Origin of the sequence: Thermoleptolyngbya sichuanensis A183 (assembly GCF_013177315.1) — a bacterium.
Taxonomy (GTDB): domain Bacteria; phylum Cyanobacteriota; class Cyanobacteriia; order Elainellales; family Elainellaceae; genus Thermoleptolyngbya; species Thermoleptolyngbya sichuanensis.
In genome coordinates, this window is record NZ_CP053661.1 from 5,471,625 (window position 1) to 5,484,403 (window position 12,779).

At 55.5% G+C, this 12,779-nt stretch carries 7 protein-coding genes; 3 read left to right on the forward strand and 4 right to left on the reverse strand.

The annotated features are described in order from the left end of the window. Positions 1 to 31: 31 nt before the first annotated feature. The 3 genes from HPC62_RS22720 to HPC62_RS22730 form a co-directional block, all read right to left on the reverse strand. On the reverse strand, positions 32 to 1,333 hold the full coding sequence (locus HPC62_RS22720) for a glycosyl hydrolase family 8 (protein WP_172358647.1): 1,302 nt from the start codon (positions 1,331 to 1,333) through the stop codon (positions 32 to 34). A gap of 531 nt (positions 1,334 to 1,864) precedes the next feature. Continuing rightward, a complete protein-coding gene (locus tag HPC62_RS22725) occupies positions 1,865 to 4,291 on the reverse strand; it encodes a tetratricopeptide repeat protein (RefSeq protein WP_205370888.1) in 2,427 nt (808 codons plus the stop codon). A 258-nt stretch (positions 4,292 to 4,549) separates the two neighbouring features. Continuing rightward, positions 4,550 to 6,610: a carbohydrate porin gene (locus tag HPC62_RS22730; protein ID WP_172358648.1), complete on the reverse strand. Its 2,061-nt coding sequence runs from the start codon at positions 6,608 to 6,610 to the stop codon at positions 4,550 to 4,552. Between the two features lie 1,226 nt (positions 6,611 to 7,836). On the opposite strand from HPC62_RS22730, the gene HPC62_RS22735 reads away from it, so the two are divergent. The 3 genes from HPC62_RS22735 to HPC62_RS22745 all read left to right on the forward strand — a co-directional run bounded on the left by HPC62_RS22735 (position 7,837) and on the right by HPC62_RS22745 (position 10,731). Then, positions 7,837 to 8,541: a hypothetical protein gene (locus HPC62_RS22735; RefSeq protein ID WP_172358649.1), complete on the forward strand. Its 705-nt coding sequence runs from the start codon at positions 7,837 to 7,839 to the stop codon at positions 8,539 to 8,541. A 593-nt stretch (positions 8,542 to 9,134) separates the two neighbouring features. Beyond that, positions 9,135 to 10,340, forward strand: coding sequence for a formamidase (gene fmdA / locus HPC62_RS22740; protein WP_172358650.1), 1,206 nt, complete (start codon positions 9,135 to 9,137; stop codon positions 10,338 to 10,340). Positions 10,341 to 10,470: 130 nt separating this feature from the next. Then, the gene (locus tag HPC62_RS22745; protein ID WP_172358651.1) at positions 10,471 to 10,731 is read left to right on the forward strand and encodes an FmdB family zinc ribbon protein; all 261 of its coding nucleotides are present in this window, start codon (positions 10,471 to 10,473) and stop codon (positions 10,729 to 10,731) included. A 7-nt stretch (positions 10,732 to 10,738) separates the two neighbouring features. Here HPC62_RS22745 and uvrC read toward each other — a convergent pair whose 3' ends face one another. Further along, on the reverse strand, positions 10,739 to 12,649 hold the full coding sequence (gene uvrC, locus HPC62_RS22750) for an excinuclease ABC subunit UvrC (protein WP_205370884.1): 1,911 nt from the start codon (positions 12,647 to 12,649) through the stop codon (positions 10,739 to 10,741). Positions 12,650 to 12,779: the final 130 nt, after the last annotated feature.

The window sequence follows — 12,779 nt, forward strand, 5'->3', positions numbered from 1 at the left end:
CTCTACTAGTAAAGGGGGTTTACGGGTCGGTCTAAGGCTGAAGCCAATTCACAGCCACATCAGTAGATGCAAGTAGCCCAAACCAAGCCAGATTTTGTGCGTAGTACGCAGAGTCGTTATCCCAAAAGCCGTTTTGATAAGCAGGAAGAAGCTTTTGCTGATAAATTTGCTCAGCAATTTGAGGGTTTGTTAATTGAAATGCCGCAAACAACATGCCGTATTGGGATGTAGATTCGTAGGGCACGAGCGGCTGACCTTGCAGGTCAATCTGTGCTGGAATCTTTTGCTGGGCTTTCCATTTGGATTCCAGCGACGGCAAGTGCTGCTGCAAGTATTCCCAGGCGGCAGGCTCGTTAAACCACTGGGCATCAATTCCAACCCGCCACCAAACTCGATACGCATCGAATCCATAGATGCTGCGGATCGGGCTGGGGGGACGCAACGGAATATAGCTGTTTGTGGTGGTGTTGAGGGCGACCCAATCGCTGGGCAGTTTGGCGGATGAAAGCTGGGAGGATTCGCGCAGGATCTTGTAGCTGCTGTCTACTAGGCTCAGCCAGTTGCGATCGCCATCTATCTGGGCAAACAGGCGGAAGGCGTAGGGTGCGAGATAGGAGGGATTGAGGTGAAGCAGGTCTGGCTGGGGCTGAAACGCTTCCTTGGGCCCCGGCAGCAGATAGCGCTGCTCGCTGGCTGACTGGGAATCGGAGGCACGAGCGGAGTGGGGAGGGACAGCCACTGTTGAGAGAGTCCAAAGATCTCTCAGCTTTATACGCGCTAGCTGGAGATAATCCGGACGGTTCCAGCGGCGGGCGGCGAGGATGAGGGCGGTTACTGCGTCGATATCAGCATCGCTGGCGAAATTCTCGTCCAGAATCGTCCAATTGCCGTCTGCGTCTTTTCCCCACTTCCAGGCCCAGAGGTTGTCTCGGCGCTTGCCGTTTGCATCCATCCGCTGGAGATTTTCCTCGGCCCAGTTCAGGGTTTGAGCGAAGGTTTCTGGGTCGTCCATAAAGACGGCGCGGAGCATGGCGTAGGCCTGCCCTTCGGAGGTAGTTCGTTCGTCGGCTTCCCAGTCGATGACGCGGCCGTCTTGCTGGATAAATCTTTCTCGGTAGGCACTCCAGCTTTCGGCGAGGAGGAGTTGCTTGGAGACGATCGCCCCTGGGATTGGCTCAGGGGGGGCGCCTGTTTGGGACACGACGGTTGTATCGGGGGGTGTCCCCTGGGATAGCCCGGAGTCGTTGCAGCCCGCCAGGGTTGAGCCAAACACTAGCGCCAGGGCGATCGCCAACGGTCTCAGGCTGGAGGCGGCGAGTTGAAAAAGTTGCATAGACCAGCGTTCAAAGTGCGCTCTTTTCAGGAAGTCTCAGCAGGAATCTCAAAAAACTCTCAGCGAGATAAAGAAGGCAAGAAAAACTAGAACGATTCCTTCATCCATGACAATCCAAAATCATCCGCACATCCAACGAAAAACGCTGCGCCTTACGGAAGATTCACATTTGACTAAAGATTTATATTCAGGCTGTAAATCTACTGGGCGATCGCCATTTCCCTAATCTAGTCACCGCAATAAAACACCTGGAAATGCTGTGGAAATACTATGGAAATACTATAGAAATGCCTGAAAGATCTTGTGCCTGCTACCCTTAAAGCCTTTGACCACGGGGGGCCTTAGCCCCGACCCCAACAGTCCAAATAGAGTGATTCGAGACGGGTATAAATTAGTAAAAATGCTTCAGTAGGAAGACTGAATCCGCAAAAATAACACCGACCGTTCAGCATTGAAAATAGTCTGCTAGACGGTCGGTGTTGAGGCTATGAAAGTCGAGAATTGGGTGACTTTTTAGACAGGCTCCCAGCCTCAGAAACGCTCCCAATAGGGCTGAAATCCGCGCTGTTGCAAAAAGCTTTCTTCGATTTGCTGGGCCTGGCGGACAAGAACCTGATTCATGCCGCCCATCTGCGCCGCTTGAGACTGCATGGCTGCAATTTGCGCCAGCGCTTCGAGCTTGTTGCCCTGGGCAGCGGTTAATCCCAAGAGCGCACTCTGTGCCGCTGGGTTGTTCGGCTGAATAGCTAGCACCTCGCTGTAGATCATCGATGCTGAGTTATAGCGACGCTGCTGGAATCGCACGCCGCCCAGAGCTGATAGGGCATCGATATTGCCGGGCGATCGCCGCAAAATTTCCTCATAGGCTTGGGCCGATAGTCCCAAATTGCCCTGCTCCTGAGCCAACTGCGCCTGTACAAAATAAGCGCCGAGGTTGTCTGGGTCGCGGGCGATAATCTGGCGGATCTGCGCCTGGGCAAGCTGGGGATTGCGAACCGACACAACCTGGAGTTGGCGAATCCGCACCGGAATATTCTCCGGATCTGCCTGGAGCAGTGCATTGTACAACGGCTCTCGCTGGGGGTTGGCGGGCAAGGCCCCGGCCAGGCTGTACAGTTCTGGCGGGGTGTCGGTCAGCGGGCGGCTGGCCAGCCACGCATTCAGCACGGCTTCGGCTTCCCCAACGCCTAGGAACCCTGCCTGATAGGCGAGGCTGGTGCGCCCCAGTACCTTGGCGTAGTCCGTTGGGTCGAGGGCGACAATCTGGTCGTAGATCGTCAGCGCTTCGGCCGTGCGCCCCTGGGATTGGCGGATGCCTGCCAGCCCTTGCAGCGCTCCAATCACCACGCCGCGATCGCCCGGATTGCTGACCAGGATGGACTGGTAGCGCTGGGCGGCGGCTTCGGGATTGCCCTCGCGGCGGTCGATTTCTGCCAGCAGCAGTTGAATTGCGAAGGGGTCTTGCTGACCTGCTGAGGTGGCGGAATAGGCCACCAGCGCACTGCGGGCAGAGGCTAAATCTCCTCGTCGAATGTGGATTTGGGCGATGCGGAAGTTCAGAAATGGCTCGTTCACCCCAGAATTTACCAAGGCCTGGTAGTAGGGCAGTAGCTCAATGCTGGGGGAATCAAGTCGGATGAGGGCCTGGGCAATCGCCCTGAGTTGTGCCGGATCGGGAGGGAGCGGCTGAAAATAGGTCTGGAGCCGCTGCTGGAATGTTTGGTTTGTAATCAGCCCGACCTGGCGTTCTAGAACGGCCACCTGCACCTGCAAGCCCACGTCGGTCGGCTGCTGCTGGGACAGTTGGCGATAGACTTCCAGCGCAAGGCCCTGCTCCGACGGATAGCCGCTCAGCACGTCTGCCACCTCTCGCGCCATGCCCACCGTGAGCTGGGGCGACTGAAGCACCTCTCGATACAGGGCGATCGCCTCCTGAGCATAGGCGGGACTGCTGCTGTAGCGGGCAATATCGTTCAGCGCCCGCGCCAGGGCCAGGCGAGAATCCTGGCGACCTCGCAGCGGCGTGATCACCGAAGCCGCCTGGTTGACCTGGCCATTGGCGGCATAGGCCGATGCCAGCGCCGAGCGGATTTGAATCGTGATGCTGTCGAGGGTGCGCGATCGCCGCAGTTCTGCCTCCAGCACTTCTACCGCCTGGCCCGCACTCCCCGTTTCTCGCAGAGCCAGGGCATAGGCAATCGCCTGTCCATCCCGAATGGGTCGGCCCGTCGCCCGATAGCGGTTAAACAAGTCCAGACTGCGCTGATATTCTCCGGCGTAGGCGTGGATTTCTGCCGCACCCAGCACCGCTTCGGGGGTTGGGTTGTTTTGCAGCACAATGGCATAGTCTGCCAGCGACTCGGCAAAGCGCCCCTGATAGCCCAGCAACAGCGCCCGCTGGGCCCGCGCTTCGTTGTCGTTGGGGTTAATCGTGAGCAATCGGTTTAGCGCTTCGATCCCTTGCGCCTGCCATTCGGGACGAAATCCGCCCAGCACGCCCACCGTCAACAGCGCCAGCCGATTGTTGGGGTCTAACTCCAGCACGCGGCGATAGGCATTGAACGCATCGGCATCGCGCCCAGCCCGACGAAGGGCGATCGCCAAACCCAACTGCGCCTCCAGCGATTGCGAATTAGAGCGGAGTACTTGTTGAAAAACGCGAATCGCCTGATCCACCAGCCCTTGGTTGAGCAGCGTATAGCCCCGACGCACTTCCGACGGAACCGCTTGGGCTAGGGCAGGTGGCGCGGTTAGTGTCAGCGTTCCCAGCAGAGAACTGCTCAACAGCGCCAGCCCAGCCAAACAACCGATTTGTGTTTGCAACTGTTTCATCAGTCTGCCAATCTGCCTCAAAATGGGGTTGTCATAATGGGGTTTCCGCCCTAGGCGATCGCCCCTATGGATTGCCTCAACGGGCGGCATCTCATCAAAATTACGCGCTGCCCAAAACCGTTCCAAGCTGGAATGATTCTGGGTTGCTAACGGGCACCTCGAAAAATTCAGATCCTCTTGAGAATGGCTACGAAAAAACTAGGGTTTCAGGCTCCTAAAATTCTCAGTAAGGCAATTAATCGAGGTGACCTAACTTTAGTCATCCTCTAGTCATCTGGTGGGCGCAGATGAACCACGCCCGTTGAATACTCAACTCCAGCCGCGTGACCAAACAGGGGAGGAACCAAACAGGGGGGACTGAACGGGGGGCGACGCGACAGCGACTTAGAAACTGCTGCGCGGCAGGACATCGAAATCAGCCCTCAGGCGAACCCCAGCAATGGATTCCGAAAATTCATTGAGCTGCTGGAACGTAAAGCCCATGCGGATATTGCGAGCCACAGGCAGGTCATAGAAGACCTCTAGCACATCGGGACGGCGGGCCCCGGCACTTTGACGTAGACCCGCGTTGGAAAGTGCCTGACCGTAGCCCAAACCGAGGCGATCGCCATCCCGGAACAGGTCAAACAAGTTGAATCCAAAGCCATAGGTATCGCCCGACTCATCCAGATCCCGGTTGTAATACTGACCGTAGCGCCCAAACAAACCCAAATTGAGTTCAGGAATGAACAGTTCAGCATTCACGCCATAAGCGCTTTCCCGATCATCCGAATCAATCCCAAACGTCCCGTCTCCCCGTGGGGCGCTACCCGACTCGCGGAAGCCGTCATTTTTGCCGCCGTCGATCGACGACGTATACGTCCCTCGCAGGATCAGGTTGCCGACTCGGAACCCGATTTCGCCCGCAAACGCATTCAGCGCAAAGTCATCAATACTCCGACCCGAAGAGAAGGTCGCAACCTTTGCTTCTAAGTTGTCAGTAATGCTCCAGTTCAGCAAAATACCAGGACGAGAACCAATCGCCGCTGCTGCCAGTGCCGGGTTGGTCTGAAACACAGGATTGAAAAAGTGCGTCAGCGAGTCTTTGGCAAAGCTATTGCGGTCAAAATAAGATGTCAAATCCATCTGCCCCGCCACCAGACGCAGACTGGGGATATCAGGCAGAGATGCCGCGATGTAAAGCTCATTTAGGTTCAGACCGTCATCGTCCGTAAACGCCTCACCTGTTGCCAAATCCAGTGAGCCTCCCACTAGGAAATTGGGAGAGAACGGATAGATGCCGCTCAGCCGTCCTCGTGCCGAAAATTCGTCGGCTTGGTAAATTGCCCCTGCTTGAAATTGCAGGACGGGTTGAGTCAGGGCTTCGCGTCGTCCTGGCAGAGTCTCCTGCCCCGTGGTTGCGGGAAAGGGCTGACCCAACACGGGCGCACTGGGAACGGGCGCAAGCTGGTTTGCCGTACCCGGTGGCGCAACGGGAATCGTTTGAATCCCTGGCTGCTGAAATCCCGGTTGCTGCAAGCCAAAGCCTGGATTTTGCGTCGGCAGCGGCGCAGGCTGGATAGGCTGGGTGTTTGGCACAAAGGTCGGTGGTAGAGTCTGTGCTAGCACAGGGCCCATTGACGCTGCACCCCCAGTAGGAACGGTCTGGCTTTGGTAAGGCGGCGGCGGCAGCGGCGTAGAGGGGTTGCCGGTTCTAGAAGGCGCAGCAGGGACGCTCAGCGGCGCAAACTCCAGCGGTGGAACTGTGGGGACTGCGGCGGGCCCTTGCCAGGTCGGCATCGGCCACCCCGGAGTTTGGGACTGCATCGCACTCCCAGACATGCCCATCGGTAGGATCGGAGCGCTGGCGCTCATGCCACTTTGGGTTGCATAGCCATGGCCATATTCGCCATGGACATAGCTGGGCTGTCCTATGCTGGGCTGTCCCATGTAGCCATAGTTTGAGCCATAGTTTGGCCGCCCTGTAGCAACGCTACCTGGAGCGCTGTAGGGTGTGGCATAGCCCGGAGCCATACCGTAGCCAGGAATGCTGGGAACCCCACCAGGTGTGAGGCCCATCGGGCTGGCCAGTGGCTGACTGCCGTAGCCATATCCTGGCATTCCACCGGGTATCGATAGAGCCACGCCCTGGGGCATGGGTGGTTGAAAGACAAAGCTTGCATTCGGATTCAAGGCTTGTCCGGGAAAGGCTTGTCCGGGAGCCGAGACGGGTGCGTAGGGATTGGCATAGCCGATGGCCGATCCGCTGGGGTAGCCATAGCCTGCTACGGGCATCTGCACGACGACGGGGACAGGCGTGCCGTTGGGCAGATAGCCGATGACGGTGGCTGGATAAGTGGCTGGGCCGCCTGCAATGTTGCCCTGTCCATTGTTGCTCAGTCCATTACTAAAACCGTTACCAGCGCTGGGCACAGGCTGGACTGGATAACCTGGCTGAGCTGGCATATAGAATACGAAGGGAGCCGAGGAACTGGGGCTTGGGCCCTGTGGCAATGCACCAGCCATTCCAGACTGTGGTGTGCCGTAGGCGGTTGGGAGGGGAGAGCTTGGGGTTCCGGGAAGCAGTCCAGGCATTTGCCCAGTCATCTGGACGGGCATTGGAGGGATAGCAGCCGTACCGCCGACTGGAGCGCCCGGGGTGACGGGGTAAAACGCGAAGGGAGTAGAGGAACCCGCGATCGACCCTGGAAGTTCTGAAGATAGGGTTGAAGGTGCAGCCGTAGGGATGGTTGAGGCTGATGCCGGGGGGGCAGGTTCAACAGCCACCCCGATCCTGATAAAACTGTTTGGGTTGATTGAGACCCCTGCTGCATTTGCCGCTGCGGACTCGGCCGCTGCGATCGCACGGGTCATTTCGGGGTTTGCACTATTGGGGTCTGCACTACTTATGTTGGAAGCAGTCGGGTCGGAAGTAGTCGGGTCGGAAGCAATTGGCGCGGCAGGTGGATTATGTTGGGCGATCGCCGGACGCAGAGCCTCAGATAAATTTTTGCTCACCGCTACTGGTTCATGGGCACCCCCCCCGCTGGCTGAGTTTGTCGGAATCTCTGGAGTCGCGCTCTGTGACAGGAAATTGGAATCGGAAGGGGGCTGAGCCGGCACATTAGCAGAGGCAGATCCTGTGGCAGTGTTGGCAAGCACGAGTCCCAATCCTAGCCAGACCAGCGCAGAACTGGAGGTGGATCGGCTATTGAGCGAGATACTCTTGAGCAAACTGGTTAATATCCAAGCCATGAATCACTTCCGCATCATGATGAAGGTTTTAAGGGTTGGGGGCAACCTTATGTAGGTTAGATGAAGTTTGAGGCGGATTTACGTTCAAACTTTGTGGATTTCGTGCGATCGCCCAACTCATGTTTAGACTCGACTTGTACCGATCGTCAATCAAAATCTGGTTCATCGATTAACCCATCCCGTCCACTGTACATTGTCCCCATCGGTAGATCCGGTTCAGATTCTGAAAATTGTCCATTCCTAAACATTACTCACCCCCCTTATCGGTTCTCATGTTGTCGTTCCTACGCCAAGCTAGCCAAATCGCCCTCATTCAAGCGCAAAACCAAGCTCGAAAAATAGCCTTCAGCACTATGTCCCGAACCCTGTCCAACACAACTCGTCAAACGACTAATTTGATCTTCAAAAGACTGGTTCTCTTAGGGCTGATTTCGGTTATGGCAGTTGGTTCTCTGAGCTGCTCGTCTGCCCCTACGAACTTGCGTGGTCTGACCAACTCCGGCACCCCACTTAACTTATCTATTCGCGAAATCCAGGACGAAGGCGGTGGTACGTATACGGTTTCGGGCACGACCTCCCTGCCCAGCAAGACCAAAATCACGGTTTCTGCGGTTCGATATTTGGTCGAAGGCGCAAACCCTGAAACCAATAGCGAAACCGATATTCCCTACGCCATTCTGGATCGTCAGATTGCTGAAGTCGGACAAGGAAACTGGCAGGCGGAGCTAAACCTGTGGCAGATTGCGCCAGATGGAAAGTTTCAGGAAGCCTGGCAATTGAGCCAGCAAGATGCGAATGTGATTTTCAATCCGGATACCAATGTGACGTTTTTGGCAACCTTTGATCCGGTCAATCAACCTGAAAACTTTAAGGCAGAAGTAGAAAAGCTAGATACGTCGCTCCAGGCTGCTCTGGCACGCTTTACGCCCGATGGTGAACTGTATCTGCAAGCGAGTCGGATGATGGCGATCGCCCTGCCCACAGGACAAACCACCCCGCCCCAAACCTCTCGACTCACAGATGGAGTTCGTCGCAGCAAACGCACAGCCGCATCGCGAACCAGTCAGGCTAACGCGACTCAAGAATCGACCTCCTGGCGTAAAACAACTGCACCGCTGAAGCCGGACGAAATGCTGCGATAGATTGCTTGCCTGTAAGTTGTTCTGATTAGGCCAGTTAGGCAAGCTGGGGTTTGAATTCGGCCCTCGATAGTTTTCTTAAGCCTTTCCTAGAAGGGGCTTGCGAGAAAGGAATTACACGACAGAAACCATCTTTCCAGATGATTGAAGCGGGAGGATTAAAGCGCTTCAGGATTCCTGGGGAGATGGTTTTAATTTTTGTTTTTGTGTTGCGTTAAATGAAGTTATAAAAAAGATTGCAAATGATGAAACTTTTGGGGTAGGGCGATCGCCCTGAATTTGCCTTTTTGCAGCAGGGAAGCCACGTCTTTCAGTAGTCAATTTGACAGTTTATATGAGTGCCTGAACATACGATACGAAATTGCCAAACAGCTTTTAACCTGATTTCAAATGTTGAGGCATATATGTTGAGGCATATAAAGAGTCAATCAAAGAGTCAATCAAAGAGTCAATCAAAGAGTCAATACCGGAAGGGCTATACAGGCTTTTACCTGCGCTCCTGGGTTATGCAACGCTGCCGATTTGCAATTCTATAAAAACGAAATAACTCAAGCAAGAAATGATTCATCAATCCCAAACAATTGGGGAGACTTCCTATGCCAAAAACACTATTTAAGGTAGATTTGACCAAACCAATGAACGAGCAGGAATTGCCTGGGCACAATCGCTGGCATCCAGAAATTCCTGCCGTCGTATCTGTCAATCCGGGGGACATCTTTCGGATTGAATGTAAGGACTGGACTGATGGGCAAATCAAGAACAACGACAGTCCTGACGATATCCGCGATGTGGATTTGACCGTGGTGCATGTCCTCAGCGGGCCAATCTGGGTCAATGGGGCCCAGCCGGGAGATATTCTGGTGGTGGATCTGCTCGATATTGGGGCATTGCAGGGGGATGAATGGGGCTTTACGGGGATTTTTGATAAGAAAAATGGGGGCGGCTTTTTAACCGATCATTTCCCAGATTCTGCGAAGGCAATTTGGGATTTTCAAGGTATTTACACCACTTCAAGGCACATTCCAGGAGTGCGGTTTGCAGGCATTATTCACCCTGGACTGATCGGCTGCGCTCCATCCCATGAATTGCTCGCAACCTGGAACCAGCGCGAAGCAGAACTCGTGCAGACTGCGCCCGATTTGCGAACCTACGGAGCGGGGCTTTCGGGCGATGCACCCGTCTTGGCGGCCTTGCCGAACCCGACGAACGCTATTCTGGGTACGCTTCCGGCTTCTGAGTATGGGCGAGTTGCGGCCGAAGCGGCGCGAACCGTGCCACCGCGAGAACATGGAGGCAACTGCGACATTAAGAACCTCTCGAAGGGCACGCGCATTTACTTTCCGGTTTACGTCGAAGGCGCAAAGCTTTCGATGGGGGATATTCACTTCTCCCAAGGGGATGGAGAAATTTCGTTCTGCGGTGCGATCGAAATGTCGGGCTATATCGATCTGCATGTGGACATCATCAAGGGCGGCATGGAGAAGTATGGCATGGTGAATCCTATCTTTAAGCCGGGCCCTGTTGAACCTAGATATTCGGAATACCTGGTTTTTGAGGGAATTTCGGTCGATGAATTCACGGGCAAGCAATATTACATGGATGTCCACATTGCGTATCGGCGGGCCTGTTTGAATGCGATTGAGTATTTGAAGAAATTTGGCTATACGGGCGAACAGGCTTATCTATTGCTCAGTTGTGCCCCGGTGGAAGGGCGGGTGAGTGGCATTGTAGACATTCCAAATGCCTGCGCGACGCTGGCGATTCCGACAGAAATTTTTGATCAAAATATCTTACCTGTTTAGCGATCGCCCTTTTGTCCTACTGCCTCGCCCCGCTACCTTTTTGCCCCGCTACCTTTTTTAGGTATCGCAGAGAAGGAGCTAAGGGTAAGAACTAAAAGTATGAACCAAAATTGCAGGACGCAGAACAACTATGCCGTTGTACGAATTTCGCTGTCCGGAGTGTGGCGTTTTTGATCAGTGGCGATCGCTCGATGAGCGCAACCTCCCTGCTGAATGTCCCACCTGTCAGCAGCCAGCCCAGCGCATTTTCTCGCCGCCGGCCATCCTATCAGGCTCGCTCCGCCTCAAGCAGGAAGCGAAGGAACCCAAACTGATTCAGCGCACAGAAGAGCGATCGCCCCCAAGGGTCAAAAATCACACTGGGGGTCGCCCGTGGATGATTAGCCATTAATTAGCCATTAGGATGATGCTGATTCCGCTTGCAGTTCATCTTCCCGATCCTGCTGCGGATGAAAGTAGTCGTAAATCTGCTGCGCCATTTTGGGGCCGATGCCGGGGACTTCGGTGATTTGCTGGGGAGTGGCTTCGCGCAGATAGTCGATCGAGCGGAAGTGGGCAAGGAGCTGCTTTTGACGGTGATGCCCCAGACCCGGAATATCTTCTAGGCGAGAGCGCCTCATGCGATCGCTCCGCTGCTGTCGGTGAAAGCTGACGGCAAAGCGGTGCGCCTCGTCGCGCAGTCGCCTCAAAAGCTGCACCCCCGGCTGCTCGGCCTCCGTTGTCAGCGGCAGAGACTCCCCCGGCAGAAAAATCTCTTCGCGCTGCTTGGCCAGGCTAACCACCTTCACGTCTTCTAGCAGATTCATCTCCCGCAGCACGGCTACCACCGCCGAAAGCTGCCCCTTGCCGCCATCGATCATCACTAGGTCAGGAAAATCAGGATTGCCCACTCGCTGGAGGTTTGGGTCTTGGGCATAGCGACGAAAGCGACGCTGAATCACCTCCGCCATGCTGGCAAAGTCATCAGAATGCCCCGACTTCACGGTGGGATTTTTGATTTTGTAGCGGCGATAGTGCTGCTTGGCGGGCATTCCGTCGATAAATACGACCTGGGACGCGACGGCATCCGACCCCTGAATATGGGAAATGTCGTAGCCCTCGATGCGGTGGGGCAGGTCGGGCAGGTCGAGGATTTCTGCCAGGTCGAGCATGGCCTGGTTGTTGCGATCGGCAAAGCGCTGGGTGCGAGCCAGTTCATAACCTGCGTTGCGCTCTACCATGTCGATCAGGTCGGCTTTGGTCTGGCGCTGTGGCAAAAAGATGTGTACCTTGCGGCCGCGCCGCTGGGTGAGAAACTCCGCCAGAATGTCGCCATCGGGCAACTCGTGCTGCACCAGGATTTCCGACGGAATCTCGATCGCCTCTACGGTTTGATAATGCTCCTCCAGCACTCGCTGCAAGATGGCTCCCGGCGTGCCCGACTGAGCATCCGCCACAAAGCCCAGCCGCCCCACCAGCCGCCCCGCTCGAATTTGAAAAAGCTGGATACAGGCGTGGTGTTCGTCGGCTGCCAGGGCGATCGCATCTCGTGACACGGTATCGTCTGGCGATTGCACCTTCTGGTCTGCCCCCAGCGACTGAATCCCGCGAATCTGATCCCGCAGCCGTGCCGCATACTCAAAGTTCAGATCTTCGGCCGCCTTTTCCATTGCCGTCGTCAGGATGGCCTCTAGCTCCTGGGTGCGTCCTTGGAAGATCATCGCCACCTTTTGCAGCGTCTTGCGATAGTCCTCCGGGCTAATCAGCCGCTGACATACACCCGGACAGCGCCCAATGTCGTAGTTCAGGCAAGGGCGATCTTTGAAGAGCGGCTGCGGCCGCTGGCGCAGGGGAAACACGCGCTTGACCAAGTTCAGCGTCCGTCGCAGCAGCCCTACATCGACGTAGGGGCCGTAGTAGCGATCCTTGCTGTTGAGCTTGCGCTTGCGGGTGATGAAGATGCGCGGATACTCCTCGCTCCAGGTGATGCAGAGAAACGGATATTTCTTGTCGTCCTTCAGCAGCACGTTGAAATGGGGCTGGTGCTGCTTAATCAGATTGGCTTCCAGCGCCAGCGCTTCAGCTTCGGTATCCGTAACGATGAACTCGATTTCTGCTACCTGCTTGGTCATGCAGGCGATCCGATATTCCCGGTACGGGTCTTCCCGAAAGTAGGACCGCACGCGGCTCCGCAAGCTCTTGGATTTGCCGATGTAAACAATGTTGTCGGCAGCATCGCGCATAAAGTAGACCCCTGGCTCCTGGGGAATTTCCTTGAGCCGCGCTTCTAGGCGTTCGGGGTCTTTAAGTAGGGGCGTGAGAGGAGGCAATGAGGGCACGCAGGACAAGGGGGGGATAGAGATGGGGCGGGTTGATTTTGGATTTTAGATTGACGATTTTGGATTGCCAATCTGATGCATTAATCTGATACACGGTCAGCTTTCCAGCTATTCCATATGA

Excerpts from the sequence above, each read along its gene's own strand:
- HPC62_RS22720 (WP_172358647.1), bottom strand. The coding sequence starts at position 1,333 with ATGCAACTTTTTCAACTCGCCGCCTCCAGCCTGAGACCGTTGGCGATC.
- HPC62_RS22730 (WP_172358648.1), bottom strand. The coding sequence starts at position 6,610 with ATGCCAGCTCAGCCAGGTTATCCAGTCCAGCCTGTGCCCAGCGCTGGT.
- HPC62_RS22735 (WP_172358649.1), top strand. The coding sequence starts at position 7,837 with ATGGCAGTTGGTTCTCTGAGCTGCTCGTCTGCCCCTACGAACTTGCGT.
- fmdA (WP_172358650.1), top strand. The coding sequence starts at position 9,135 with ATGCCAAAAACACTATTTAAGGTAGATTTGACCAAACCAATGAACGAG.
- HPC62_RS22745 (WP_172358651.1), top strand. The coding sequence starts at position 10,471 with ATGCCGTTGTACGAATTTCGCTGTCCGGAGTGTGGCGTTTTTGATCAG.